The organism is Cryobacterium sp. TMT2-42-4, assembly GCF_004402645.1.
Lineage (GTDB): Bacteria > Actinomycetota > Actinomycetes > Actinomycetales > Microbacteriaceae > Cryobacterium > Cryobacterium sandaracinum.
In genome coordinates this window covers 15,112-40,853 of record NZ_SOFT01000032.1, presented here as the reverse complement: position 1 = coordinate 40,853, position 25,742 = coordinate 15,112, and the positions used below count along the sequence as shown (strand labels likewise).

Annotated in this window: 22 protein-coding genes and 1 pseudogene; 18 read left to right on the top strand and 5 right to left on the bottom strand. The window is 69.1% G+C overall.

Features of this window, described 5'->3' with window-relative positions; translation table 11 throughout:
- Nucleotides 1-283: 283 nt before the first annotated feature.
- The 11 genes and pseudogenes from E3O18_RS10815 (at nucleotide 284) to E3O18_RS10765 (ending at nucleotide 10,970) form a co-directional block, all read left to right on the top strand.
- Nucleotides 284-652, top strand: a complete 369-nt coding sequence (locus tag E3O18_RS10815; protein WP_134395911.1) for a DUF4440 domain-containing protein — start codon at nucleotides 284-286, stop codon at nucleotides 650-652.
- A gap of 112 nt (nucleotides 653-764) precedes the next feature.
- Nucleotides 765-2,000 carry a hypothetical protein gene (locus tag E3O18_RS10810; RefSeq protein WP_134395912.1) on the top strand — a complete coding sequence of 412 codons (1,236 nt, stop codon included), beginning with the start codon at nucleotides 765-767 and terminating at the stop codon, nucleotides 1,998-2,000.
- A gap of 142 nt (nucleotides 2,001-2,142) precedes the next feature.
- Nucleotides 2,143-2,853 (top strand): ATP-binding cassette domain-containing protein, encoded by a 711-nt coding sequence (locus E3O18_RS10805; protein ID WP_134418083.1) that lies wholly within the window; start codon nucleotides 2,143-2,145, stop codon nucleotides 2,851-2,853.
- Nucleotides 2,854-4,944: a YhgE/Pip domain-containing protein gene (locus E3O18_RS10800; protein ID WP_134395914.1), complete on the top strand. Its 2,091-nt coding sequence runs from the start codon at nucleotides 2,854-2,856 to the stop codon at nucleotides 4,942-4,944. It abuts the gene before it with no gap.
- A 60-nt stretch (nucleotides 4,945-5,004) separates the two neighbouring features.
- Nucleotides 5,005-5,598 (top strand): TetR/AcrR family transcriptional regulator, encoded by a 594-nt coding sequence (locus E3O18_RS10795; protein WP_134395915.1) that lies wholly within the window; start codon nucleotides 5,005-5,007, stop codon nucleotides 5,596-5,598.
- An 8-nt stretch (nucleotides 5,599-5,606) separates the two neighbouring features.
- Nucleotides 5,607-6,101 (top strand): DUF3151 domain-containing protein, encoded by a 495-nt coding sequence (locus E3O18_RS10790; protein WP_241973455.1) that lies wholly within the window; start codon nucleotides 5,607-5,609, stop codon nucleotides 6,099-6,101.
- Nucleotides 6,102-7,388, top strand: coding sequence for an adenylosuccinate synthase (locus tag E3O18_RS10785; protein ID WP_134395917.1), 1,287 nt, complete (start codon nucleotides 6,102-6,104; stop codon nucleotides 7,386-7,388).
- 240 nt (nucleotides 7,389-7,628) lie between these two features.
- Nucleotides 7,629-8,288, top strand: coding sequence for a GNAT family protein (locus E3O18_RS10780; protein WP_134395918.1), 660 nt, complete (start codon nucleotides 7,629-7,631; stop codon nucleotides 8,286-8,288).
- Nucleotides 8,289-8,411: 123 nt separating this feature from the next.
- Nucleotides 8,412-9,440 (top strand): DMT family transporter, encoded by a 1,029-nt coding sequence (locus E3O18_RS10775; protein WP_347232345.1) that lies wholly within the window; start codon nucleotides 8,412-8,414, stop codon nucleotides 9,438-9,440.
- A gap of 148 nt (nucleotides 9,441-9,588) precedes the next feature.
- Nucleotides 9,589-9,909, top strand: a pseudogene (locus tag E3O18_RS10770) (chorismate mutase); the annotation flags it as partial.
- Nucleotides 9,910-10,016: 107 nt separating this feature from the next.
- Nucleotides 10,017-10,970, top strand: a complete 954-nt coding sequence (locus E3O18_RS10765) for an SDR family NAD(P)-dependent oxidoreductase (protein WP_134395920.1) — start codon at nucleotides 10,017-10,019, stop codon at nucleotides 10,968-10,970.
- A 115-nt stretch (nucleotides 10,971-11,085) separates the two neighbouring features.
- Here E3O18_RS10765 and E3O18_RS10760 read toward each other — a convergent pair whose 3' ends face one another.
- The 3 genes from E3O18_RS10760 to E3O18_RS10750 form a co-directional block, all read right to left on the bottom strand.
- Nucleotides 11,086-12,039 carry a hypothetical protein gene (locus E3O18_RS10760; protein ID WP_134395921.1) on the bottom strand — a complete coding sequence of 318 codons (954 nt, stop codon included), beginning with the start codon at nucleotides 12,037-12,039 and terminating at the stop codon, nucleotides 11,086-11,088.
- Nucleotides 12,040-12,235: 196 nt separating this feature from the next.
- Nucleotides 12,236-14,545 (bottom strand): phosphoribosylformylglycinamidine synthase subunit PurL, encoded by a 2,310-nt coding sequence (gene purL / locus E3O18_RS10755; protein ID WP_134395922.1) that lies wholly within the window; start codon nucleotides 14,543-14,545, stop codon nucleotides 12,236-12,238.
- A 116-nt stretch (nucleotides 14,546-14,661) separates the two neighbouring features.
- On the bottom strand, nucleotides 14,662-15,123 hold the full coding sequence (locus E3O18_RS10750; protein WP_134395923.1) for a DUF3817 domain-containing protein: 462 nt from the start codon (nucleotides 15,121-15,123) through the stop codon (nucleotides 14,662-14,664).
- A gap of 153 nt (nucleotides 15,124-15,276) precedes the next feature.
- Between E3O18_RS10750 and mgrA the strand changes: the two genes are divergently transcribed.
- A complete protein-coding gene (gene mgrA, locus E3O18_RS10745; RefSeq protein WP_134395924.1) occupies nucleotides 15,277-16,302 on the top strand; it encodes an L-glyceraldehyde 3-phosphate reductase in 1,026 nt (341 codons plus the stop codon).
- Between the two features lie 148 nt (nucleotides 16,303-16,450).
- A complete protein-coding gene (locus E3O18_RS10740; protein WP_241976676.1) occupies nucleotides 16,451-16,969 on the top strand; it encodes a hypothetical protein in 519 nt (172 codons plus the stop codon).
- A gap of 71 nt (nucleotides 16,970-17,040) precedes the next feature.
- Here E3O18_RS10740 and E3O18_RS10735 read toward each other — a convergent pair whose 3' ends face one another.
- Nucleotides 17,041-17,592 carry a cob(I)yrinic acid a,c-diamide adenosyltransferase gene (locus tag E3O18_RS10735; RefSeq protein ID WP_134395926.1) on the bottom strand — a complete coding sequence of 184 codons (552 nt, stop codon included), beginning with the start codon at nucleotides 17,590-17,592 and terminating at the stop codon, nucleotides 17,041-17,043.
- A gap of 290 nt (nucleotides 17,593-17,882) precedes the next feature.
- Between E3O18_RS10735 and E3O18_RS10730 the strand changes: the two genes are divergently transcribed.
- From E3O18_RS10730 to E3O18_RS10710, 5 genes are all read left to right on the top strand, one after another.
- Nucleotides 17,883-18,524, top strand: a complete 642-nt coding sequence (locus E3O18_RS10730; RefSeq protein ID WP_134395927.1) for a hypothetical protein — start codon at nucleotides 17,883-17,885, stop codon at nucleotides 18,522-18,524.
- Nucleotides 18,521-19,561 carry an energy-coupling factor transporter transmembrane protein EcfT gene (locus E3O18_RS10725; RefSeq protein WP_134395928.1) on the top strand — a complete coding sequence of 347 codons (1,041 nt, stop codon included), beginning with the start codon at nucleotides 18,521-18,523 and terminating at the stop codon, nucleotides 19,559-19,561. The genes E3O18_RS10730 and E3O18_RS10725 overlap by 4 nt, the downstream gene beginning before the upstream one ends.
- Nucleotides 19,558-21,252: an ABC transporter ATP-binding protein gene (locus E3O18_RS10720; protein ID WP_134395929.1), complete on the top strand. Its 1,695-nt coding sequence runs from the start codon at nucleotides 19,558-19,560 to the stop codon at nucleotides 21,250-21,252. The genes E3O18_RS10725 and E3O18_RS10720 overlap by 4 nt, the downstream gene beginning before the upstream one ends.
- On the top strand, nucleotides 21,249-22,088 hold the full coding sequence (locus E3O18_RS10715) for an ECF transporter S component (protein ID WP_241976675.1): 840 nt from the start codon (nucleotides 21,249-21,251) through the stop codon (nucleotides 22,086-22,088). Before E3O18_RS10720 ends, E3O18_RS10715 begins: the two co-directional genes overlap by 4 nt.
- Nucleotides 22,089-22,157: 69 nt before the next feature.
- Nucleotides 22,158-24,980, top strand: a complete 2,823-nt coding sequence (locus E3O18_RS10710) for a vitamin B12-dependent ribonucleotide reductase (RefSeq protein ID WP_134395930.1) — start codon at nucleotides 22,158-22,160, stop codon at nucleotides 24,978-24,980.
- Between the two features lie 104 nt (nucleotides 24,981-25,084).
- On the opposite strand, the gene E3O18_RS10705 is transcribed toward E3O18_RS10710, so the two are convergent.
- Nucleotides 25,085-25,735, bottom strand: coding sequence for a TetR/AcrR family transcriptional regulator (locus E3O18_RS10705; protein WP_134395931.1), 651 nt, complete (start codon nucleotides 25,733-25,735; stop codon nucleotides 25,085-25,087).
- Between the last annotated feature and the right edge of the window lie 7 nt (nucleotides 25,736-25,742).

The window sequence follows — 25,742 nt, the reverse complement described above, 5'->3', positions numbered from 1 at the left end:
TGTCATGCGTTGAAGAGCGAGACGGGGTGGCAGGTGTTGCACCATCGGTGATGGCACGCTTGAGTGGACGTCGCCGACCGGGCGCACGTTCGTGAGTGAGCCGGCCACGGTCATCCGCACGGCGTCGCCTGTGCCGAGACCCGCACCGGAACCGCGCACGCCCGATCCCGATCCCGAGCCCGACCCGGCGCCGTACTGACGGTCGGCTCGCCCGGCCGCAGATCCAGAACTCAGTCCCGACCCCAGCGGCTCAGTCGGTGCTTTGAGGGGCTAGCGTTGGGTCATGACTGCGATCACTGACGATCTGCCCGCCCGCCTCCTTCACGAAGAGCACGATGGGTGGCAGGCGATTCTCGCCGGCCGCGGCGGAGACTATTACCGGCGAACGATGACCGCGGACGGACTGCTGATCCTGCCGGGCAGGATCGTCACCCGCGACGAAGCGATCGCCTTCTTCAAGGAGATGCCCGCCATCACGAGCTACCAGCTGCGCGAGCCGGCCGTGGTGCGTCAGAACGAACACGCCGGGGTGCTCGTCTACCGGCTCCTGGCCCACCGCGGAGACGAGGTGATCGAGGCGAACGCGGCCACGACCTACGTATTCGCTGACGGCGGCTGGTGCGTCGCGACGCACCAGCAGACCGCCCTGTAACGGCAGAGCGGGGCAGTTTTTCCGCTCCGTTGCGGGCCGTCCCGGCAGGGTTGTGAACGCCGGAGCCCGGGGATACCGTGGCTGTCAAACTGCCACAGAAGGGACTCCGGCCATGGCTGATTTCAGTAATGAGGGACTAGCGGACCTGTACCGTCGATCCGGTTCGGTGTCGAGTGCCTACGTTGACGTGACCCAGGATGCGCAGAACCCCCGGCGCACCTCCTCCCTGCGCCAACGCACACTGCGGGAGGCGCTGACCGACGTCGGTGCCCCGGAGATCGACATCAGCACCATCATCGAGCTGATTGAGGAGCCGCCGGGCGTGGGCGGTCCGATAAGCCGGCTGATGTTCGTGCGGCAGGGCGTGGTCGAATTCAACGAGGTGCTCTCGGGGGAGCCGCTCGGCGAGTTGCTGGTCTCCTACGGGCCGGTGCCCGCTCTGATCCCCCTGCTGATCCACCGCCCGCGGGACCTCAGCTACGTGGTGGCCGAGGCCGGGCGCGACGGCGGCGAGGTCACCCTCTACCGGCTCAGCCGCTCGCACCCGGTCTCCAAGGTGAAGGTGGAGGGCGACACGGAGTTTCTCACGAAGGTGGGTTCCGAAGACGACTTCCTCGCGAACGGGCGCTATCAGCACCACACCGAGGAGGTGTGGAAGCGCAACGAGGGCCAGATCTCCGCCGCGATCGACGAGGTCGTGCGGGACAGTAAGGCCGAGCTGCTCGTGCTCACCGGCGACGTGCGTGCCCGCCAGTTGCTCGTCGACCAGCTCTCTCCCGCAAGCCGCGCGGTGCTGCACGTCGTTCCCACGAACACCCGCCCGGGTGGTGCCACACAGGAGGAACTCGAAGGTGACCTCAATCGCCACCTCGCGGCGATTCTCGCGCAGGAGGAGCACGACGCCCTCGAGCGGCTGGGGACGGGACAGGGCAGCGGCCTCTCCGAGCTCGACTTCGCGGCCGTAGTGCGGGCCATGCAGCAGGGCCAGGTCGATGTGCTTATGCTGGCCCCGGACCGGATGATGGGGACGACTCTGATCGCCCTCGACCGCGAGCCGTGGCTGGCAGCCACCTCGGCCGATGCCCTCGGCGCAAGTGAGCTCGGATCGGTGCCGGCCGCCGACGCGCTGATCCGTGCGGCGATGCTGACGGATGCGCGGGTGATGGTGGTGTCTCCCGGAGAGCTTCCGGCGGAGACGAGCGCCGCCGCTCTACTGCGCTGGTCGACCCTCCCGGCCTCGGCCGAAGCTCCCACCCCCGCGGAGGCCGAGCTCGCGAAGCTTCCCAGCCGCGGCGATGCGGTGACATTCCCGCGTCGTCGCGCAGCATCCGGTACTCCGGAGTCTTAGCCGCGGCCAGAACGGCGTTCACTGTGGCGAAGGCCACGGTGCCGTCCGGGCGGCACCCGGGGCGCGCAGGCCTGAGCCGTGGCACGCGGCACGTCGATCTCTCGTTCTATACTGACTAGTCAGTACAAACGAGAGGATCGACGTGCAGTCGACAGTAAGGGCGCACGACCTGGCCCTGCGATTCAAGCGGGGCTCGGTTTACGGGCCCCTGAGCTTTGAGGCCGGCCCCGGCCTCACCGTGCTCTGCGGCCCCACCGGCAGCGGCCGGACCAGCCTGATGCTGACCCTGGCCGGTCGCATGAAGTCGAGCGAGGGAACCCTCGAGGTGCTCGGCCACGAGCTGCCCCGCCGGGCCCGCCGGGTGCAGAAGCGCACCGGCATCTCGGGCTTCCACGACATCGACACCCTCGAGGAATCGGTCACCGTCGGCGCCGCAATCCGTGAGCGCACGGCCTGGATCTCCCCCTGGTGGGCGTTCATCCGCTCGGTCGACGACACCGAGGTGCGCCGCGTCTGCGCCCCCGTGTTCGGCGGAGTGCCGATTCCGGCTGCCGACACCGTGATCTGGGACCTCAATGAGGTGCAGACCGTGCTGCTGCGGGCCGCGCTCGCGGTCATGAACGAGCCGAGCATCCTCTTCTTCGACCAGGTCGAGCAGGTGCACGCACCGGAGTCCCGGCGCATCCTCTGGCAGCGCCTCGCCTGTGTCGCCGCCGCCGGAACCAGCGTGATCGCGTCCGCGACCGCGCCCGAAACCGAGATGTGGGCCGAGCTCGGCATCGACCCGACCGTTGTCATGATGATCAAGGCTGGGATGACCCCGTCCGTTCCACTGAATCAGGAGACCCGCTGAATGTTCGCCTTCCTCTCCTCCGGCACCGAGCTGCACCGCTTCGGCAAGGGCAAGATGCCCAAGATCGCCCTCGTCGTGCTCATGTTCATCCCGCTCATCTACGGGGCGCTCTACCTCTGGGCCTTCTGGGCGCCCGACCACGAACTCGACCACCTGCCCGTGGCGCTGGTCAACGGAGACACCGGCGCCAGCCGGGACGGTGAACCGGTCACCGCCGGTCAGGATCTGGTTGACGAGCTGGTCGACGGCCACGAGCTCGGCTGGATCGTGACGAACGGGACGGATGCCGCCGCGGGCGTCAGGGACGGCGACTACTACTTCTCGGTCACCATCCCGAGCGACTTCTCGGCCAGCGCCGTCTCCGCCGGCACCGACACCCCGCTTTCGGCCACCGTGCAGGTCGACTACAACGACAGCAACAGTTTCCTCGCCACCACCATGGGCAAGCAGGCCATGGTTCAACTGCGGGACGCGGTCGCCACCGAGATCGGCGACCAGACCGTCAATGCGCTCCTGGTGGGGGTTAACGAGGCCGGTGACGGCATCCGTTCGGCAGCGGATGGCGCCGGCCGGCTGTTCGACGGGCTCACCACAGCGTCGGCCGGGACCGGCTCCCTCCTGGTCGGCCTCGATGCCCTTGCCGAGGGAGCGCTCACCCTCGACGACGGCGTCGCGCGCCTCACCGACGGCGCCGGCACCCTGGCGACCGGACTGGACACGCTGTCCGACGGCGCCCGGGCGCTCGCCAGCTCCTCGGTGACCCTCTCCGACGGCACCGTGCAGGTGTCCGAGGGGATGCAGGCCGCCGCCACGGGGGCCGCGACCCTCTCCGAGAAATCGGTGCAGCTCGCCGACGGCGCCGACCAGATCGCCGCGGGAACCGGCACGCTCGCCGGCGGCACCGCCTCGGTGTCGACCGGACTGCACGACCTGCTCCTGCAGATGCAGGCGGCAGCGGAAGGCACCCCCGCGTCGGCGTTCCTGCCGGCCGTGGAGCACCTCGGCGCCGGCGCCGGAGCCGTGAACGCGGGTGCCCAAGGCGCGCTCACCCAGACCCAGACCTACGCCGGGCTCAGCGACCAGTTCTCCACCGGAGCCGGTGAACTCTCCGGCAAGCTGATCGCCGGGGCTTCCGGCGCCGCCCAGGTGGCCACCGGTGCCGGGCGACTCTCGGCCGGTGCGGCCTCCCTGGCAGAGGGGGCCGCCACCGCGGCTTCCGGGGCAGACTCCGTACTCGCCGGCAGCGAGCTGCTGGGCGAGGGCACGGGGTCACTGTCCGACGGCACCCGGCAGCTCGCCGACGGCGGCGCGAGCCTGAACACCGGCGCCGTTGAACTCGCCGCCGGCAGCGGCACCCTCGCCGGCTCCCTCACCACAGGCGGGCAAAGTGCCCCCGACCTCACCGCGGAACAGATTGCAGAGAAGACGGCCGTAATCGCCAGCCCGGTCACGCTCGTGCAGAAGTGGGAGAACGCCTCCGACAGTTTCGGCGAGGGGTTCGCACCCTTCTTCCTGGCCCTGGCCACCTTCGTCGGCGGCCTGATCACCTGGCTGATCCTGCGGGCTCTGCCCACCCGGGCCCTCGCCAGCGCCGCCTCCGGGCTGCGCTCGACCATGACCGGCTTTCTGCCGGCGATGGCCATCGGGCTCGCCCAGGTCGTGATCATGGTGCTCGTGCTGGTCTACGGCATCGGCCTGCAGCCCGAACACTGGCTCGGGATGAGCGCGTTCCTCTACCTGACGACGCTCGCCTTCCTAGCTCTGCAGCAGATGTTCATCATCCTGCTCGGCACCGCGGCCGGCCGCGTGGTCAGCCTCGTGCTGCTCATGCTGCAGCTGAGTTCGTCGGGCGGCACCTATCCGGTGGAGACCACGCCTGTGTTCTTCCAGGTGCTGCATCCCTTCATGCCGGCGTCATACGTCGTGACCGGGCTGCGCGAACTGATCACCGGAGGCATCGACTCTAGACTGTGGGTTTCGGTTGCCGTTCTCGCCGTGATGTTGGTCGGCTCGATCGCGATCAGCGCCTGGAGCGCCGGCCGCCAGCGGATCTGGACCGTGGGCCGGCTGCACCCCGAACTGACCATCTAGAGCGGTCCCGGCCGGCACCGAACCTGCCGGCACCGAACCTGCCCGTGGAAAGGAACTCCAATGGCACGCGCCACCGGAACGAAACGCGCCATCCTCGACGCCACGCTGGAGCTGGCCGCGACCAGGGGCATCAGCGGCACCACGATGGATGAGGTCGCCGAGCGGGCCGGGGTGGCCAAGGGCAGCCTGTATTACAACTTCAGCTCCAAAGACAAACTGTTCGAGGAACTGCTGCAGGAGGGGGTCGGCGCGCTCGCCGAGACCCTCCGCCGATCGTCGGCCGGTCTGCACGGCAGCGCGGCCCTCGAGGCGCTGATGCACGCGCTGCTCGACCGGATCGCGGCGAACACAGCACTGTCCAAGCTGATGGCGGCGGAGATCTTCCGCACCGACCGCACCTGGCAGAAGACGCTCTTTGCGCTGCGGCACGAGGCCCTCGCCGTGTTCGCCGACGCGATCGCGGAGGCGAAACCGGGCAGCCGTGCCGACTCGACCTGCGGCCTGATGGCATCGAGCGTGTTCGGCGCCGTGCTGATGGCGGGCCTGGAATGGCTCGTTTTCGAACCGGACCGGCCGCGGGACGAGGTCGCCGCGGCCATCCTCGGTTCCCTCTCCGGCGGCCTGTTCGGCGAGGAGCGGTCCGGGCCTTGTTAGGATCGAGTGTGACCGGCGACAATTTGATTGAGCAGCCCGAGACCCTTCTTCCCGCGGAACCGGAGGTGATCGAGGCGCTCCGCCGAGCCGAAAGCGGCAGCATTTCCGGCGTGGTGGAGGCTCATCCGACGTCCTCCCTGGCGTGGGCCGTGCTGGCCGACGCCACGCACCTCGAGGGTCGAACCCTGGAGTCGTATGCCTACGCGCGCGTGGGCTACCACCGCGGTCTCGACGCGCTCCGCAAGGCAGGCTGGCACGGCCAGGGCCCGGTGCGCTGGACCCACGAACCCAATCGCGGAGTCCTGCGGGCGCTCTACGCGCTGCGCCGGGCCGCGGGCGAGATCAATGAACAGAACGAGTTCGAGCGTCTCACCACCTTCCTGAACGGCGCCGATCCCACGGTGATCAGCCGCCTTGATCAGGAAACCATCACGCCGGACGGCTATCGGGCCACCGACCCGGCCCCGCCGACCGAGGCGTTCTTTATCCGAGGAGAAAACTAAATGCCAGCGATCGTTCTGATCGGAGCCCAGTGGGGCGACGAGGGTAAGGGCAAGGCCACCGACCTCCTCGGCAGCCGGGTTGACTACGTGGTCAAATTCAACGGCGGAAACAACGCCGGCCACACCGTGGTCATCGGCACCGAGAAGTACGCGCTGCACCTGCTCCCGTCGGGCATCCTCACCGCCGGTGTCACGCCGATCATCGCCAACGGCGTGGTCGTCGATATCGAGGTGCTTTTCGAAGAACTTGACGCGCTGATCTCCCGCGGCGTAGACGTGTCCGGGCTCAAGGTGAGCGCCAACGCTCACATCATCACCCAGTACCACCGCACGGTCGACAAGGTCACCGAGCGTTTCCTCGGCAAGCGCCAGATCGGTACCACCGGCCGTGGCATCGGCCCGACCTACGCCGACAAGATCAACCGCGTCGGCATCCGCGTGCAGGACCTGTTCGACGAGAACATTCTGCGCCAGAAGGTCGAGGGTGCCCTGGCCCAGAAGAACCACCTGCTGGTCAAGGTCTACAACCGTCGCGCGATCACGGTCGACGAAATTGTCGAGGACCTGCTCAGCTACGCCGAGCGCCTGCGCCCGATGGTCGCCGACACCGCCCTGCTGCTGCACGAGGCCCTCACCGCCGGAAAGACCGTGCTCTTCGAGGGCGGCCAGGCCACGATGCTGGATGTCGACCACGGCACCTACCCGTTCGTCACCTCCTCGAACGCGACCTCCGGCGGCGCTGTGACCGGCTCGGGCATCGGCCCGAACCGGATCGACCGGATCATCGCCGTCGTCAAGGCGTACACGACCCGCGTCGGCGCAGGCCCGTTCCCGACCGAATTGTTCGACGAGTCGGGCGAGTTCCTGCGCGCTAACGGCTTCGAGTTCGGCACCACCACGGGGCGCCCGCGCCGCTGCGGCTGGTACGACGCGCCCGTCGCCCGTTACACGGCCCGCATCAACGGGGTGACCGACTTCGTGCTGACCAAGCTCGACGTGCTGACCGGCCTGGACACGATTCCCGTCTGCGTCGCGTACAGCGTCGACGGCGTGCGCTTCGACGAGGTGCCCGTGTCGCAGTCCGACTTCCATCACGCGAAGCCCATCTTCGAGCACTTCCCCGGCTGGACCGATGACATCACGGGCGCGCGCACCTTCGAGGACTTGCCGCGGAACGCGCAGGCCTACGTGCTCGCGATCGAGAAGATGAGCGGCGCCCGCATCTCGGCGATCGGCGTCGGTCCCGGCCGCGAGGAGATCATCTCGCGCCACGATCTCGTCGACTGAGGTAGCGCGGCTGCGAGCTGCGAGCTGCGAGCTGCGGGCTGCGGGCTGCGGGCTGCGGGCTGCGGGCGGTGCTGAAGGGCTCCGCCCGGTGCCCGGACGAATTCGACGGAGATTGTGCTGCTGGGGGGCGAAAACCGGCCCGCGGCATCCGTTCTCGGCTCAATCTCCGTCGAAATCGTTCACGCCGACCTGACCGCTGCCGTTCATTCGGTGGCAACCTGGCGCTGCCACAGTGTCGGCATGACTGCCGAACGACCTCAGAGCATCGCCATCGTGGGCCACTATGTGCGGCTCGAACCTCTCACCCGCGCGCTGCTGCCCGAGCTGCACGGCGCGATCGCGCATCCAATGGTTTTCGACGGCGGTTTTGGCGGCGGCCCGGGTGGGCTCCGCACCGACCCGGCCGAGTTCACCGACTGGGCGGATGCCTACGTTCACTGGGCGGGACTCCCCTACGCGGTGCGCGTGGCCGGCGGCCCGCACGCCGGTGACCTCGTGGGCATGTCCACGCTCGGCGACCTGCACCTGGAACACGAGTCGGCCCATGTGGGCTGGACCGCCTACGATCCGCGGGTCTGGGGCACCGCCGTCAACGCGGAGACGAAGCTACTGCTGCTCGGGCTGGCCTTCGACCACGGGTTCGGTCGGGTGAAGATCCAGGCGGATGTGATGAACGTGCGGTCCTGCGCGGCCATCGCGGGCATCGGGGCCACGTATGAGGGGATTATCCGCCGGGAGCGGCGCCGGGCTGACGGCAGCTGGCGGGACACCGTGATCTACTCGATCCTCGACAACGAGTGGCCTCGGGTGCGGGCCGGGCTGCGGGCGCGGCTCGACGGGTACGGCGCGCGATCGGTTCAGTACCGGGTGCGGCCGCTCGAGACGAGAGACGTGGCCTGACGGCGACGCCGCCGGATGCCCGTTTGCGTCGTCCGGCGCGTTCCGGCGCGTTCCGGCGCGCGCTGCGGGACGCGGTCGAGCGCGTCCGTGCGGAGTGTCGGCGGGGCGCGGTACAGTCGGCAGGTGAGAGACGTTTCCGCCGCCGGACGAATCCGGGTCACCCTGCAGTTCATGGGCATGGGTGTGGTCTGGGGATCCAGTTTCCTGTTCATGAAAGTGGCCCTCGAGGGGGTCACGTTCGGCCAGGTGGCGTGGTCGCGGCTGGTGCTCGGCGGATTCACGCTCGGCCTGATCGTGCTGGTCAGCCGTCCGCGTGTGGCCAATGGGCCGGTGCTACCGCGCGAGAAGGTGGTCTGGCTGCATTTCCTGGTGATCGCGATCACCGGATGCGTCGTGCCGCATATTCTGTTCGCGTGGGCGGAGCAGTACGTGTCGTCGAGTTTGGCCAGCATCTACAACGCCGTGACGCCGATCATGACCGCGGTGATGGCGACGCTCGCGTTCCGGGTGGAGCGGCTCGTGCGCGGGCAGGTGGCAGGCATCCTCGTGGGCATCGCCGGCGTTGTCGTGATCATCGCGCCGTGGCGCTACGCGGCCCTGACCGGCGACCTCTGGGGCCAGCTGGCCTGCCTGGGCGCGGCGGTCTGCTACGGTTTCACGTTCGGCTACACGCGCCGGTTCCTGAGTGGCCGGCCGATCGCCCCCGCGACCTTCGCGTTCTTGAACATCGGCATCGCCGGGGCGATCATGCTTGTGGCCACCCCGGTGGTGGCGGCGTATCCGGTGGCACTGACCGTGCCGATCGTGGCCGGACTGCTCACTCTCGGCGCGCTCGGCACTGGCGTTGCCTACATCTGGCACATCAACGTGCTGCGCGCTTGGGGACCGACGAACGCGTCGACGGTGACGTATGTCACACCCGTCGTCGGGGTGCTGCTGGGGGTGCTCGTGCTCTCGGAGACCTTCTCGTGGCACGAGCCGGCCGGGGCGGCGCTGGTGCTGCTCGGCATCCTGCTGACCCAGCGGCGGCTGCTCTTGCCTGGGCGGGCGGGGTCGGCGCGGCGGTCGGCGCGGCCGGTGAGGGCGGCCCGGTCGTCAGGGTCGTCCGGGTCGGCGGAGTCGTCCGCGCCGCTGCAGCGGTCACGGAGTTGACGGCGGTCGGTATGGCGCCGGAATCGGAGCGGCCGGAAATGCGCTGGGAACGGGTGGCCGCGTCCGGGTAGGAGCCCTCGGCCTCCATCGGGGACGGCGGGCAGTGCCGATCGTGCGGTCACCGCGCGCGAAACGGTATCGTCGAACCATGGCTGCACACGAGGAATTGCCCGCCGGCGCGGGGCAGGAAGCGATCGACGAACTGGGCAGCATCCGTCAGAGCATCGACAACATCGACGCCGCGCTGATCCACTTGCTGGCGGAGCGGTTCAAGTTCACCCAGCAGGTCGGACGGCTCAAGGCCACGCACGGCCTGCCCCCGGCCGACCCCGAGCGGGAGCTGTTACAGATCCAGCGACTGCGCGGACTGGCCGAGGAGGCCCGGCTCGACCCGGCCTTCGCCGAGAAGTTCCTGAACTTCATCATCGCCGAGGTCATCCACCACCACGAGAAGATCGCCGGCACCGAGTCCGCGAACGGGTCAGCGCCGCGAGCTGCGGGGGCACGAACAGATGTCGCACGGCCGGTCGTGGGCACCAGCCCCGCTTCTTCCGCCACCACGTCGCCGGCCACCTCATGACTTCTCAGACCAACGCGCTCGCCGGGGCGGCGCGCGCCCTTCCGGCCCAGTTCGGGAAGACCTTCGTCGTCACCGGCGCCAACGCCGGCCTCGGCTACTTCACCACCGAGCAACTCGCCGCCGCGGGCGCCCACGTCGTGCTGGCCTGCCGCAATCTCCCGAAGACGGAGGCCGCGGTCGCGGCCATCCACGCCCGGGTGCCCGGGGCATCCGTGTCGGCGATACCGCTGGACCTGAGCGACCTCACCCAGGTGCACCGTGCCGCGGACGCGCTGCTGGAGTTGCCGCGGATCGATGGGTTGATCCTGAACGCGGGCATCGTGCACCCGCCGCGCAGGCGCGAGCTGAGCCCCGACGGGCACGAACTCGTCTTCGCGACCAATTTCCTCGGCCATTTCTCGCTCACCGAGCGGGTGCTGCCGGCTCTGCGGCGCACGCCCGGCAGCCGGGTCGTCGCGCTCGGGTCGATGATTTCACGGCTGCTGGACTCGCCGCTGCTCGACCTGCAGTTGGAGTCCGGCTACAACCGGTGGAAGGCTTACGCGCAGTCGAAGATCGCCATGCAGGTGTTCGGCTTCGAGCTCGATCGACGGCTGCGGGCGGCCGGCGCCGGCGGCACTGACGGGGTGCAAAGCCTCGTCGCACACCCCGGTTACTCGATTTCGGGTCTGACGCCGGGCATCCGCGGGGTCAATCAGCCGTCGCGTGCGAGCCGGTTCGCCGACACCCTGCAGTCCTTCGGTGCTCAGGGCAAGGACGCCGGCGCCTGGCCCACGGTGAGTGCGGCCGTCGACCCGGATGCCCGTGGCGGCGACTACTACGGCCCTCGCTACCTCACGCGCGGCCTGCCGACGCTGCAGGAGCCCACGCGCACCTCGCTCGACCCCGCGGTCGCAGAGTCGCTCTGGTCACGCTCGGAGCTCCTCCTCGGCGCCCCCTTCTCGATCTAGCGGTCGCCCCGCTGCACGGCCCCGCGTGCGCTCAAAACGCCGCCATACGATGGGGAATGGCGGCGTTTCTCGCGCACGCGACCTCCTGGAGAAGGCATGGGGCGGGAGGTGGGATTTAGGAGATCCAACCGCGATCGAGAAGGGCGGTGCGAATTCGGGCGATGATCGCAAGGGGAGAGTGGGATTTGTTGACACGGATGACCCGCCACCCTTCTTCCATGGGTTCGTCCAGCCGGTCGATGTCGCGGTGAAACTGTCGTTCGTCTTCGCGGTGCTGCCCGCCGTCATACTCGATCAGGACCTTGTAGCGCAGGTAGGCGAGATCGCCCAGGGCCATGAAGGCGCCGTATCGATTGACGAGGGTCAGGTTCACTTCCGGCTCAGGCAGGCCGGCCCGCACGATGAGGAGGCGCAGCACTGTTTCCTTGGCCGAATCGGTGCGCGGACGGACCAGGGCGAGGGCCTCGCGGAGTCGACAGGCACCGGGCAAGCCCGCGTGCCGTGCAACGGCCACCTGGAGTTCCGCCATCGTGGCCGGAGGCCGCTGTCGGCGCACGAGGGAGTCGCCAATGATGATCAACTCATCGAGGGTGAGGACCGTCGACAGCTGGACCCACGCGTCGACCGCTGAAGCGACGGCAAGGTGTCCCACCGAAACCACGCGCACCCGGTCCAGCGGAATCAGATGCCCGCGCACGCCCTTGCCGCGGCGGCGCCGGGTCCGAATGCTTGTGCCGACATCCACGATTGACCGCTCGAGGAGCCGTGCAGGAAGAGGTAGCCCGTGGAGAAGCGCGGCCGTCGCGTGGCTGAAGAACTGATCTGACGGCATCCGCACCGCGTAGTCACAGGCCCGGGTGCGCGCTGCTGCACGGATCCGGGCCCACCTGTCCGCGTCGCTGATGGGGGCCGGCGACGGGCCGCGCCCCACAGGCACCCGCACGCCGTGGAAGGGCCGCGCGAGGTCGCTGCGCCGCAGCCGCCCGGAATTGACTCCCCGCTGTCGAGCGTCGGCGACGGAAAACGGCCCATCACCGAGCCCGGCCGGCAGCTCAGAAGGCGGTCTCATCGCACGATGATGCCACCCGCTACGATTCGCGCGGTGCTCTATCCACAGGCGCCGACCGCAGACGCTCGCGCGTGCGCGGAAAGTGCCACTTTGATCCCGGCGATGGCGGCCGATTGGTCGCACGCAGGGGCGAAACGGGGTCGGACGGGCGGGCGGAGGGAGGAGGGAGGCGGGAGAACGGGCAGAGGAGGAACCCCTACTGCGCGAAACGGGAGGGGAGGGTGCTGCGGTGACGCGTCTGCAGGTCGGCGAGCAACACCGTGAAGTGGTCCTGGATCTCCAGGCTCGCCGAGGTCGCGTCCGTCACGCCGATGCGCAGCACCGGGTAGCCCCGCCCCTCGCAGAGTCCGAGGAACTTTACGTCGTCTTCCCGAGGAACCGATACGATCACGCGTCCGGCCGACTCCGAGAACAGGGCTACGGATGCGTCCACGCCGTCGCGCTCGCAGATGTCGCCGAGCCACACGCGGGCTCCGACCCCGAACCGGAGCACCGCTTCGGCCAGCGTCTGCGCCAGCCCACCCGAGCTGAGGTCGTGGGCGCTGTCGATGAGCGCCTCGATCGACGCCGCGTGCAGCAGCCCCGCCAGGGCGGCTTCGCCGGCCAGGTCGACGACGGGCGGCAGCCCGCCCAGGTGGTCGTGGATGACATCGGCCCAGGCAGAGCCGTCCAGTTCCTCGCGGGTCACGCCGAGCAGGTAGATGTTGTGGCCGTCGTCCTGCCAGCCGCTGGGCACGCGGCGGGCGACGTCGTCGATCACGCCGAGCACGGCGACCACAGGGGTCGGGTGGATCGGCTGGTCGCCGGTCTGGTTGTAGAACGACACGTTGCCGCCGGTGACCGGGATCTCGAGCGCCAGGCATCCGTCGGCCAGACCGTCGACGGTCTGGGCGAACTGCCACATCACCTCGGGGTTCTCCGGCGAGCCGAAGTTGAGGCAGTCGCTGATGCCGACCGGCACCGCGCCGGTCACGGCCACGTTGCGGTAGGCCTCGGCGAGAGCGAGCTGCGCGCCGCGGTACGGGTCGAGCTGGCAGTAACGGCCGTTCGCATCGGTGGCGATGACGAAGCCGAGGCCCGACTCCTCGTCGATCCGGATCATGCCCGCGTCGTCGGGGAACGAGAGGGCCGTGTTGCCCATCACGTAGCGGTCGTACTGGTCGGTGATCCAGCTCGGGTCGGCCAGGTTCGGCGAGCCGAGCAGGGCCAGGAACTGCTCACGCAGCACCTCGGGTGAGGTCGGGCGGGGCAGCGCGGAGGCGGTGTCGGCCTGCAGCGCGTCGAGCCAGGTGGGGTAGGCGACCGGGCGGTCGTAGACCGGCCCGTCGACCGCGACAGTGCGCGGGTCCACGTTGACGATCTCCTCGCCGTGCCAGTCGATGATGAGCCGGCCGGAGTCGGTGACCTCGCCGAGCACGCTGGTCTCGACATCCCATTTGGCGGTGACAGCGAGGAAGCCGGCGAGCTTCTCCGGGGTGACGACGGCCATCATGCGTTCCTGGCTCTCGCTCATCAGGATCTCTTCGGCCGTCAGGGTGGGGTCACGCAGCAGCACCTTGTCGAGCTCGATGAACATGCCGCCGTCGCCGTTGGAGGCGAGCTCGCTGGTGGCGCAGGAGATGCCTGCGGCGCCCAGGTCCTGGATGCCCTCGACGAGCTTCTCGCGGTAGAGCTCGAGGCAGCACTCGATCAGCACCTTCTCGGCGAACGGGTCGCCGACCTGCACGGCGGGGCGTTTGGTCGGGCCGCCTTCGGAGAAGGTGTCCGAGGCGAGAATGGATGCCCCGCCGATGCCGTCGCCGCCGGTGCGGGCTCCGAAGAGCACCACCTGGTTGCCGGCGCCGGTGGCGTTGGCGAGGTGCAGGTCCTCGTGGCGCAGCACGCCCACGGAGAGCGCGTTGACGAGCGGGTTGCCCTGGTAGACCTTGTCGAACCAGGTCTCGCCGCCGATGTTGGGCAGGCCGAGGCAGTTGCCGTAGAAGGAGATGCCCGACACGACGCCGTGCACGACGCGGGCGGTGTCGGGGTCGTCGAGACGTCCGAAGCGGAGGGCATCCATCACGGCGACCGGGCGGGCGCCCATCGAGATGATGTCGCGCACGATGCCGCCGACGCCGGTCGCGGCCCCCTGGAACGGCTCGATGTAGGAGGGGTGGTTGTGCGACTCGATCTTGAACGTGACCGCCCAGCCCTCGCCGACGTCCAGCACGCCGGCGTTCTCGCCCATGCCGACCATGAGGTTCTTCTTCATGGCGGGGGAGACCTTCTCGCCGAACGAGCGCAGGTACTTCTTCGAACTCTTGTAGGAGCAGTGCTCGCTCCACATCACCGAGTACATGGCGAGCTCGCCGCTGGTGGGGCGGCGGCCGAGGATCTGGCGGATCTCGGCGTACTCGCCCGGGGTCAACCCCAGCGCGTCGAACGGCTGCTCTTTCTCGGGCGTCGCAATCGCGTTTGCAACGGTGTCGGCAATGCCGCGGGAGGGTGTGGTGGTAACAGCGGTCACGAGTGGCGTTCTCCCAGAGATAACGGATGCTTGACCTGGCGAGTCTACCCGCCGCGCCGCTTCAGCGCCGGTTCCGAGACCGCCCGGCTAGAGCCTGGCCGCGGCCTGGCCGCCCGCTAGCTGCGCCCGCCGGGAGGACCCAGCGACAGCATCACCGTCATGATCGCCACCGCGGCCACGGCGAAACTGCTGATCAGGATCACCGGACGGTTCAGCATCCAGCGCAGCAGCGTGCCCACCCAGGTGTGGTCGCGCGGGTCGTCGGTGGCGACGCGGCGCCAGTCGCCGTCGAGCCGGCCGGTGCGGTCGAGACGGATGTCGAACGGCACCGTCGCGTAGGGCACGATCGCCGTGGCGACGGCGAGCACCATCAGCCGGACCGGCCAGCGCTGGTTCAAGCCCACCAGCACGGCGGTCAGGGCGTAACTGATGAAGACGAACCCGTGCAGGGAGCCTGCGATCCGCACCGGGGTGCCGCCGGCATCCGCCACGTATTTCAGCAGCATGCCGCCGATCAGGAGGGTCCAGGTCACCGCCTCAGCGATGGCGATGGTGCGGTAGAAGAGGCGGGGAGACACGGGGGAACACTCCAGGGGGTGGGGAACGGGACGAAAAAAAGGGGGAGCTTCGATCTTCGCAGGGTTGCGGCGGAGCCGCGCATCGGTCGATCGGATGACACGACGGATCAGTGGGGCAGAGGACCGCCCAGCCGACTGTGCGAGTCTGAAGGGATGACGTACCTTCCCGCAGACACCCGCTACGACTCCATGCCCTACCGCCGCACCGGGCGCAGCGGCCTCAAACTTCCCGCGATCTCGCTGGGCCTCTGGCAGAATTTCGGCGGCACCGCACCGATGGAGACACAGCGCGCCATCCTGCGCCGCGCCTTCGACCTGGGCGTCACCCACTTCGACCTGGCCAACAACTACGGCCCGCCCAAGGGCAGCTCCGAGAGCAACTTCGGCGTGCACCTCGCGCAGGATTTCGCCTCGCACCGCGACGAGCTGGTCATCTCGACCAAGGCCGGCTACGGCATGTGGTCGGGCCCGTACGGCTCGTGGGGTTCCCGCAAGTACCTGCTCTCGAGCCTCGACGCGTCCCTCGGCCGCATGGGCCTGGACTACGTCGACATCTTCTACTCCCATCGGGCCGACCCGGACACCCCGCTCGAGGAGACGATGGGCGCGCTGCACACGGCCGTCACGAGCGGTCGGGCGCTGTACGCCGGCATCTCCTCGTACTCGCCCGAGCGCACCCGGCAGGCCGCCGCGATCCTGGCCGAGATGGGCACGCCGCTGCTGATCCACCAGCCCTCGTACTCGATGTTCAACCGCTGGGTCGAAGACGGACTGCTCGACACCCTCGACGACCTCGGCGTCGGCTGCATCGCCTTCTCCCCGCTGGCGCAGGGGCTGCTCACCGACCGCTACCTGAACGGGGTGCCCGAGGGGTCCCGCGCCTCGCAGGCCGGCTCGATGAGCCGCGACATGGTGAACGACCAGACGGTGGGGCGCATCCGTGCCCTGACCGAGATCGCGGATGCCCGCAGTCAGTCGCTCGCCCAGCTCGCCCTGTCGTGGGTGCTGCGACGCGAAACCGTCACCACGGCGCTGGTCGGCGCCTCCTCGGTGAAGCAGTTGGAGACGAACATCGCCGCGATCGACAACCTTGCGTTCACCGACGCCGAGATCGCGGCGGTCGACGAGCACGCCGTCGACATGGGCATCAACCTGTGGGAGCCGTCTAGCGCCGTCTAGCCTTGGCGACATCGACGGATGACTCGGGCGGGCCGCTGCGGCGCCCGCGCCGTGAGCGCCGGGAAACTTTCCTCGACAGGTTATTAAAAGCAGAGTTATCCTTTTAATAAATCGAACGATGAGATCGAGGAGACTGCTAGTGGCCAGAATGAGTGTGGAAGTGGAACTCGAGAAGGGCGAAGTGACGAAGTACCGGCGTCACGAGAACGGGCGTGGACTGGTGTCGCCCGGCGCCCAGGTGAACCCGAGCGCCTACGTGTCGAGCGCAACGTATGTGGAGAGTGACGCCCAGGTCGGGCCTGAATCGTGGATCGGGCAGGGGAGCTGGATCGACCACGGGGCGATCATCGGAGCGCGGGTCTTCGTCGGCGCGAACGTGCATGTCGGGGCCGATGCGATTGTCGGAAACGAGGCGCGCCTGGCCAGTAACACGGACATCGGCCGCGGGGCTTTCATCGCCGACGGTGCGGTCATCGACCACGAAATTGCGGTCCCGGAGTTCACCGACGTCAGCGCACGGCCGTCCGCCCGATCGCACACGGTCCCGCCGGGAGGACTGTCGGCGGCACCCGGCCTCGACCGTGCCGGATGGCGGCGAACCTGGGGTGCTCGGCGCAGGCCGTCGCCTCGCCTGCCGGCTCCTCCGGCGACGGCCACGGTGTCCTGAGCCACGGTGTCCTCAGCCACGGTGTCCTCAGAGCAGGAAGCAGGCAGGACGGGATCCGATTCCGGTTGTCCCTAGTCGTGGCTGGCGGGCTCTGCCTCAGGGCCCGCCGAGTGCCGGGCGAGCACGTAGAGCAGGTCGGACAGCCGGTTGAGGTAGTGGAAGACGTCATCGCTGACCAAGTGACCGGCCGCTCCGGCCCGGACCGTGTGCCGCTCGGCTCGCCGCACGACCGTTCTGGACAGGTCGATGGCGGCCTCGGTGGGCGTCGACCCGGGGATCAGGAAGACCGGGCGCAGCGGCCGGGCGGCGACGAGCCCGTCGATGAGTTCCTCCAGCTCCGTGACCATTTCGGGAACGACCTGCGATATGCGCGGGACGAGGCGGTCGCGGCGCTCCGGGTTGGCGGCCAGATCGGCTGCGACGACGAATAAATCGCGCTGCACCCGGAACAGGATCGCGGCATGCTCGGGCTCGGCGCAGCCCGCCCGCGCGATGCCGAGGGCCGACACCGCTTCGTCGATATCGCCGACCGCGTCCATGAGTTCATCACCCTTGGAGACCCTGCCGCCGTGAAGCATCCCGGTGCTGCCGGCGTCGCCGGTCCTGGTGTAGATTCTTGCCATTTCGTGGCCTTCCGTTGATCGCCGGACTAGGCTGACGAAGTCGCTGGACTAGCTCCGGACGATTCCATCGTTTCATGCATTCGCGTACCGGTGGGGGCTGTCTGCCCTCGGCACGCGAGGCGTCTGGCCACCGGTTGAAGGTCGCCCACGCACGGAACATCACCACCCCTATCGACGTGGTTGCGACACGGGGCTCAGATTCGCGAGACCTCCTCGCGTCGCGCGTTTCGCGCGCCGCAAGGTCGAGGAACAGTTCGGGCTTTCATCGCGAACTGCAGGAAAGGCCCGCAATGACGGCCCGCGCACACTTCCGAACCTTCGCCGGAATCCTCCTGACGATCGCCACCACCGGCCTGGTGGTGTTGGCGTCACCCTCGGTCTCGGCGAACGCCCAGAGCCGCGCCGACGCGTGCGCCGCCGGCACCGGAGTCACCGTCGTCGTCGATTCCAGCGATCTGGGCGGCACGACGACGACGGGATGCGCACCGGGCGACCCTGAGACCGGTCGCGACGCGCTGTCCTCGGCCGGCTTCACGGCCCAGGACTCCGCACCCGGCATGATCTGCGCGATCGACAGCCTGCCTGACCCGTGCCCGACGACCTTTGACGGATCGTTCTGGTCGTACTGGCACGCGCAGCCGGGGGACGCGTGGACCAGCTACCTCGTCGGTGCGGACGCCAGTGCCCCCGTGCGGGGCGAGGTCGAGGGGTGGCGCTACAACGACGGCTCGGTCGGACCCGGCAGCGGCACCGCCACGGAACAGGGTCCGCCGGCCGAGGTGGAAACCGAGGCCTCGGGGAGCTCGCAGGAGGAGTCGTCTCAGGGAGACGGCCTGGTGATCACGGCCGTTGCGTCCGCATCCCTGCTCCTGCTGATCGCCGCCGCGATCGTGCTGTTCGTGCGTCGCCGGAAGGCTCAGGCCCAGCCGTGAGCGTTGCCCTGCACCCGATGGCGTGGTGGGTGTGGGCGCTCGGCCTCGCGCTGGCCACGACGCGCACCGAAGACGCCTGGTTGGTCGGGTTGATCGTGGCCGCCGCCGTGGTCGTCGTCTTCTCCTGCCGGGATGAGTCCCCCTGGGCCAGGGCCTTTCCCGCCTATCTGGTTCTGGGGGCGGTGATCGTGCTGGTCCGGGTCGCTTTCCATGTGCTCGTGGGCCTCAAGACGGGAGACCCGACGATCATCGCCCTGCCGCGGATCCCGCTTCCCCGGTGGGCCGGCGGCATCCAGTTGCTGGGCCCCGTCTCGCTTCCCGGCCTGCTGTCTGCGGCCTTCACCGGCTTCCAGCTGGCGGCACTGATCATCTGCATCGGGGCCGCGAACGCCCTGGCCAACCCCAAGCGGGCTCTGCGGAGTCTGCCGGCGGCCCTGCACCAGCTCGGCACCGCGGTTGTCATCGCGGTGACGCTCGCACCCCAACTCGTGGGCTCGTGGCGACGCGTGCAGCGTGCCCGTTCGTTGCGCGGCCACCGCCCGCGCGGGATGCGCGCGGCGCTCGCCCCCAGGATGCCGGTGTTGCAGGATGCCCTGGACCGGGTGCTCGCCCTGGCCGCGTCGATGGACTCCCGCGGTTATGCGCGCTCGGTGCCCGGCCGGGGGAGCCGGGTGGTGCTGCCGCTGATGCTCGTTGCCCTGCTCGGCGCCGTGGTGGGCACCTACGTGCTGCTGGACGGGACCGCGCCGAGCCGGCTGGGACTGCCGCTGCTCGCGGTCAGCGCCGTGGTGGCGGTCGCGGGTTCGATCGTGGCGTCGCACCGGATCCGGCACACCCGCTACCGGCCGGATCCCTGGCGGGCGCAGGAGAGCCTCGTCGCGGCATCCGGGATCACCGGGGCCGTTCTCGTGACCGTCGCGGCCGGCAGCGGGAATCGACCGGTTGCGGGTGTATATCTGCTGGGCTGGCTGATGCCGATCCTCCTCGCCGCCATCGCGGCGATGCCGGCCGCACTCGCACCACGGTCCGTGCGATGATCCGGCTCGACGGGGTCACGTTCACCTACCCCGACGCCCCGGAACCGGCGTTGAACCGCCTCGACCTCACCATCCCGGAGGGCGAGTTGTGCCTCGTGGTCGGCCCGACGGGATCCGGCAAGTCGACCCTGCTGCAACTGGTGAACGGGCCCGCGCCGCACTTCACGGGCGGCCTGCTGCAGGGCACGGTCACGGTGGACGACCGTGACACCCGGCTGCACCGCCCGCGCGATCTCGCTGATCTCGTCGGTGTCGTCGGCCAGGACCCCGCGGCGGGATTCGTGACCGACACGGTGGACGAAGAACTCGCCTATGGCATGGAACAGCTCGGTCTGCCCGGCGCCGTGACGCGCAAACGCGTCGAGGAGATCGTCGACCTGCTCGGCCTGGAACCGCTGCGCGGACGTGCCCTCGCCGACCTGTCGGGTGGTGAGCAGCAACGGGTCGCGCTCGGTGCGGTGATGACCAGCCACCCCCGCGTCCTGGTGCTGGACGAACCCACCTCGGCGCTCGACCCGACGGCCGCCGAAGAGGTGCTCGCGGCGATCAGCCGGCTGGTTCAGGATGTCGGCATGACGGTTCTGCTCGCTGAGCACCGCCTCGAGCGCGTCGCCCAGTTCGCGGATTCCGCGATCTGTCTCCATCCGGACGGGACCGCCACGCACGGCCCCACGGCAAAGGTGCTGGCATCCTCCCCGATCGCCCCTCCGGTGATCGAGCTCGGACGTCTGATGGGCTGGGATCCGGTGTCGGTGCGGGATGCGCGCCGTCAGGCAGAGGCCCTGCGGGCACGGCTGCAGGGGAGCGCGGCGTCCCCGCCCGCCGCACCACCGGAACCGACGGGCACGGTCATTCTCTCCGCCCGCGGACTCCGGGTGCGGTATGGGGCGATCCCGGCCCTCGACGGTGTTGACCTGTCCCTGCGGGCCGGTGAGGTCGTCGCGGTGATGGGTCGGAACGGTTCCGGCAAGTCGTCGCTGCTCTGGGCGTTGCAGGGGGCCGGACGGCGAGCCGGCGGAACGGTGCAGATCGCTCTGCCCGAGGGGCGGCTCCCGGCCGGGACACCCCCGATCCGCGCGTTCCGGTGGCCTCGGCCGCCGGCCGGCGGGACGGCCGGGGCCGTCGGCCCGGCGACGCTGCGGGCGGATCTGGCGCGGAGGCAGATCGCCTTGGTGCCGCAGGTGCCGGCCGACCTGCTCTACCTCGACACGGTGGCGGCGGAGTGCGCAGACTCGGATCGGCAGGGTGCCGCGGTCCCGGGTGCGACCGCGGCCATTCTGAGGCGGCTGGCCCCCGGAATCCCGCCGGGCCGGCATCCCCGGGACCTGTCCGAGGGGCAGCGCCTGGCGCTGGTGCTGGCGATCCAGTCGGCCGTGTCCCCGCGCATCCTGTTGCTGGACGAACCGACCCGGGGACTCGACTACGCGACGAAGGGGCGGGTGGCCGCCGAGATCGCAGACCGTGCGGCGGCGGCAGGCAGCGTGCTGCTGTCCAGCCACGACGTGGAATTCGTGGCGGGGGTCGCCGACCGGGTGGTCGTGCTGGCCCACGGCGAGATCGTCGCTGACGGCTCCGCCCGCGAGGTGCTCTCGGCCTCACCCGGCTTCGCGCCCCAGGTCGCGAAGATCCTGCGCCCGGTGCCCCTGCTGACGGTCGACGCCGTGCGTCGCGCCCTGATGGTGGCCCGGTGATCACCGGCAGCCGTGCGCTTCCGGTGCCGCCGCGCACGGCTCTAGCCCTGATGCTGGCGTCCCTGGTGGGGATTCTTGCCTTCGGCTGGCCGCTGTTCGCGGGCCGGGGCACCATCCTGGAGCGGAATGCGAGCGCTCCGCTGATTCTCGGCGCGGTGCTTGTCGGAGTGATGGCGACCGTCCTGGTCGCCCTCGGCGACGGCGGGATCGACGTCAAGGCCATCGCGATCCTCGGGTTGCTCTCCGGTGTCGGCGCCGACCTGCGGCCGCTCTCGGCCGGCAGCGCCGGCATCGAATTCGTCTTCTTCTTCATCATTCTCGGAGGGCGCGTCTTCGGGCCGGGATTCGGCTTCGCGCTGGGGTCGACGACCCTGTTCGCGTCGGCACTCCTCACGGGCGGGGTCGGGCCGTGGCTGCCGTTTCAGATGCTCGCCGCGTCCTGGATCGGGATGGGAGCCGGGTTGTTGCCCGCACGGGTGCGCGGACGCACCGAGATCGTGGTGCTCGCGTTCTATGCGGCGTTGTGCGGATTCGTCTACGGGCAGGCGATGAACCTGTCGTTCTGGCCCTTCACCCTGGGGCCGGACACGGCGCTCAGCTTCGTTCCGGGGGCTCCGCTCGGCGAGACGCTGACGACCTTTTTCCGCTTCAGCATCGCAACCTCTTTCGGTTGGGACCTGATGCGGGCCATCGTGCTGGCCGGCGGTGTGGCACTGATCGGCTGGCCCGTGCTGGCAGCCCTGCGCCGCACGGCGAGGCGGGCCTTCTTCTCCGCCGCACTGCCCGCACGGGACACGCCCGAGCCGAAGCCGAAAAAACAAAATCACTACATGTAGTGGTTCACTAGGTAGTTGACACCCACTGGTAGTGATCCTGAATTCGGGTGTCGTGAATGGGGAGCGAACGTGAGTAACAGGAATCAGAACGCCGAAGCCGGGTCCGGCGGAAGTAAGAAAGGCGCGCGCGGCGCCGGACTGGCCATCGAGCGCCACTTCAGCACGGCCGGGGTTCACCCATACGACGAGGTGGTCTGGGAGCTCCGCGACGTCGTGCAGACGAACTGGAAGAGCGGCGAAACCGTCTTCGAGCAGACGGGCGTCGAGTTCCCGGACACCTGGTCGGCGAACGCCTCCACCATCGTCAGCACGAAGTACTTCCGCGGGGCCGTCGGGTCGTCCGAGCGGGAGTCCAGCCTCAAGCAGCTGATCGACCGGGTGGTCGGGGCGTATGTCGCTGCCGGGGCGGCGAACGGCTATTTCGCCGGCGATGATGACGCGGAGATATTCGGGGCGGAACTGACCTGGCTGCTGCTGCACCAGGTCTTCTCGTTCAACTCCCCGGTGTGGTTCAACGTCGGGACACCCTCGCCGCAGCAGGTCAGCGCCTGCTTCATCCTCGCCGTCGAGGACACCATGGAATCCATTCTCGGCTGGTACCGCGATGAGGGGATGATCTTCAAGGGCGGCTCCGGGGCTGGAGTGAACCTGTCCAACCTGCGGTCCTCCATGGAACTGCTCTCCTCCGGCGGAACCGCCAGTGGGCCCGTCTCGTTCATGCGTGGCGCCGACGCCAGCGCCGGCACGATCAAGTCCGGTGGGGCGACCCGGCGGGCGGCGAAAATGGTGGTGCTCGACGTGGACCACCCCGACATCGTGCAATTCATCGAGGCCAAGTCGCGGGAGGAAGGCAAGATCCGCGCTCTGCGTGACGCCGGCTACGACATGGACCTCGGCGGCGAGGACCTGGCCAGCGTGCAGTACCAGAACGCCAACAACACGGTTCGGGTCACCGACGCGTTCATGCGATCCGTGGAGAACGACACCAGCTTCTCCCTCACCTCCCGCCAGGACGGCAGCGAAATCGAGTCGGTGAGCGGCGCGGCCCTGTTCCGTCAGCTCGCCCAGGCGGCGTGGGACTGCGCCGACCCGGGCATCCAGTACGACGGCGCCATCAGCGACTGGCACACCACTCCCGAATCGGGTCGGATCTCGGCGTCGAATCCCTGCTCCGAGTACATGTCGCTCGACAACTCGTCGTGCAACCTGGCCTCCCTCAACCTGCTCGCATTCCTCCGCACCGACACCGCGGGGGAGGACGTGTTCGACACCGATGCGTTCGTTCGAGCGGTCGAGCTGATCATCACGGCGATGGACATCTCGATCTGTTTCGCCCACTACCCCACAGCGACCATCGGCGAGACGACCCGTGCGTTCCGCCAGCTGGGCATCGGCTATGCCAACCTCGGCGCCCTGCTGATGGCCACCGGCCACGCCTACGATTCCGAGTCCGGGCGGTCCCTGGCCGCCGGGATCACCTCCCTGATGACGGGAACCGCCTACCGGCGGTCCGCCGAGCTGGCCGGGGTGGTCGGCCCCTATGAGGGCTTCGCGCAGAACGCGGAGGCCCACACCCGGGTGATGCAGAAGCACGCGACAGCGGACATCACGCTGCACTCAATGGATGGCATGAGCGGAGAAATCCACGATCGGGCATTGGGCGTCTGGCACGAGGCCGTCACGCTCGGAGAGGTGTCGGGCTGGCGCAACGCGCAGGCGAGCCTTCTCGCGCCAACCGGCACCATCGGTTTCATGATGGACTGCGATACCACGGGAATCGAACCGGATTTCTCGCTGGTGAAGTTCAAGAAGCTGGTGGGCGGCGGCTCGATGCAGATCGTCAACCAGACCGTCCCCCGCGCGCTGCGCGGCCTGGGGTATCCGAAGGAGGCCGTCGAGGCGATCGTCGAACACATCGCCCTGCACGGGCATGTCGTCGACGCTCCCGGACTCGAGCCGGAACACTACGCGATCTTCGACTGCGCCATGGGTCAGCGGGCCATCGCGCCAATGGGCCACGTGCGCATGATGGCCGCGGTTCAGCCGTTCCTCTCCGGAGCCATCTCCAAGACCGTCAACCTGCCGCAGAGTGCCACGGTCGACGCGGTGGAGGAGGTCTACTTCCAGGGCTGGAAGCTCGGGCTTAAGGCGGTGGCCATCTACCGCGATAACTGCAAGGTCGGCCAGCCCCTGTCGGACGGCAAGGCCGACCCGGTCCCCCTGCCGGTCGCGCAGCCCTTGTCGGCGCAGTCAGCGACACCTCCGATCCGCCGGCGCCTGCCGAAGTCCCGCACGTCGATCACCACGTCCTTCGCCGTCGCCGGGGCCGAGGGACATCTCACGGCGGGGTTGTACCCCAACGCGGAACTCGGCGAGATCTTCCTGCGGTTGGGCAAGCAGGGCTCGACTCTGTCCGGGGTCATGGACGCGTTCTCCATCGCGGTCTCCATCGGCCTGCAGTACGGGGTGCCGCTGCCGACCTACGTCGAGAAGTTCACCAACCTGCGCTTCGAACCTGCGGGGATGACCGATGACCCGGACATCCGGATGGCGCAGTCGATGATGGACTACATTTTCCGCCGCCTGGCCCTGGACCACCTGCCCTACGCCACGCGCTCCGCGATGGGGATCTTTACGACCGCCGAACGCGTCTCGCAGCTCGATGCGGGTGGCTATGACGCAACGGAAACGGCGGAACCGAGCCCGGTGCTACCTCCGGCCGGGCCGGCGGTAGTGGCGACTCGGCCGGTGCATTCCTCGGCGGAACTGCTCGAGGCGCAGCAGGGTCTCAGCCTGGATTCGCCGCTGTGCATGTCGTGCGGCACCGCCATGCGCCCGTCCGGTTCGTGCTACGTGTGCGAAAGCTGTGGCAGCACGAGCGGCTGCAGCTGAGGCGCATCGCGGCCTGACTGCGGTGGGCTGTCGCCACTGGCCGCCTCGAGGAGCCAACGTCCTCGGCGAGATGCGCCAGGGCAGGATCGACGGTCGGGTCGTCATCACGGACTCGGCGCACCCGTTGCCGATGTGGCACCGGACGGGAGGCTCGCCGTCGTCAGCTGGATGACGGCCAGCGCGGACCGCGCGTGGACCGCGGCCTCGGCCGCGGTCACCGGTTCCAGCAGCCCGAGCAGCCGCCTCCGGTAGTCCTCGCCCAGCAGCAGTGCGTAGAGCTGCTCGGCATGGGCAGCGGCCACCTGGCCGTGCTCGGCCCGAATGTGGTCCGCGAGGCGCGCGATGTGGCGCATGTCGCCGTTGTCGTGCAGCCGTCGGGCGAGTTCGGGAAAACGCAGCGACTCGGCGATCACAAGGCGGTGCAGTCCGATCATCTGAGCCGAGTGCAACCCGTACACGATACGCGCGGCGAGTGATTCCAGCGTCTCCGGACGGAGAGGCTCGCCACTGACGTTCGCGGCGAGGCGTCGCTGCATCTCGGTGAAGACGCCATCCTTGTTGCCGAAGTAGGTGTAGATGGTGCGCTTGGTGACGCGGGCCGCGGCGGCAATCCGGTCCACCGTCGCCGTGCCGAAGCCATATTCAAGGAAGACCGGCAACGCGGCGTCGAGAATCTGGCCTCGACGCTCGACGCGCCCCGCCTCCGTGGGTCGGCCGCGCTTGCGAACCGGGCTCGCTGGGGTCGCTGAATCCATGGCCGGC

Bases quoted from the DNA above. Each gene is read 5' to 3' on its own strand.
- E3O18_RS10740 (WP_241976676.1), top strand. From the start codon at position 16,451: ATGAGTGTGGAAGTGGAACTCGAGAAGGGCGAAGTGACGAAGTACCGG.
- E3O18_RS10705 (WP_134395931.1), bottom strand. From the start codon at position 25,735: ATGGATTCAGCGACCCCAGCGAGCCCGGTTCGCAAGCGCGGCCGACCC.
- E3O18_RS10760 (WP_134395921.1), bottom strand. From the start codon at position 12,039: ATGAGACCGCCTTCTGAGCTGCCGGCCGGGCTCGGTGATGGGCCGTTT.
- mgrA (WP_134395924.1), top strand. From the start codon at position 15,277: ATGACGTACCTTCCCGCAGACACCCGCTACGACTCCATGCCCTACCGC.
- E3O18_RS10765 (WP_134395920.1), top strand. From the start codon at position 10,017: ATGACTTCTCAGACCAACGCGCTCGCCGGGGCGGCGCGCGCCCTTCCG.
- E3O18_RS10780 (WP_134395918.1), top strand. From the start codon at position 7,629: ATGACTGCCGAACGACCTCAGAGCATCGCCATCGTGGGCCACTATGTG.
- E3O18_RS10720 (WP_134395929.1), top strand. From the start codon at position 19,558: ATGATCCGGCTCGACGGGGTCACGTTCACCTACCCCGACGCCCCGGAA.
- E3O18_RS10785 (WP_134395917.1), top strand. From the start codon at position 6,102: ATGCCAGCGATCGTTCTGATCGGAGCCCAGTGGGGCGACGAGGGTAAG.
- E3O18_RS10795 (WP_134395915.1), top strand. From the start codon at position 5,005: ATGGCACGCGCCACCGGAACGAAACGCGCCATCCTCGACGCCACGCTG.
- E3O18_RS10815 (WP_134395911.1), top strand. From the start codon at position 284: ATGACTGCGATCACTGACGATCTGCCCGCCCGCCTCCTTCACGAAGAG.
- E3O18_RS10800 (WP_134395914.1), top strand. From the start codon at position 2,854: ATGTTCGCCTTCCTCTCCTCCGGCACCGAGCTGCACCGCTTCGGCAAG.
- E3O18_RS10730 (WP_134395927.1), top strand. From the start codon at position 17,883: ATGACGGCCCGCGCACACTTCCGAACCTTCGCCGGAATCCTCCTGACG.
- E3O18_RS10810 (WP_134395912.1), top strand. From the start codon at position 765: ATGGCTGATTTCAGTAATGAGGGACTAGCGGACCTGTACCGTCGATCC.
- E3O18_RS10735 (WP_134395926.1), bottom strand. From the start codon at position 17,592: ATGGCAAGAATCTACACCAGGACCGGCGACGCCGGCAGCACCGGGATG.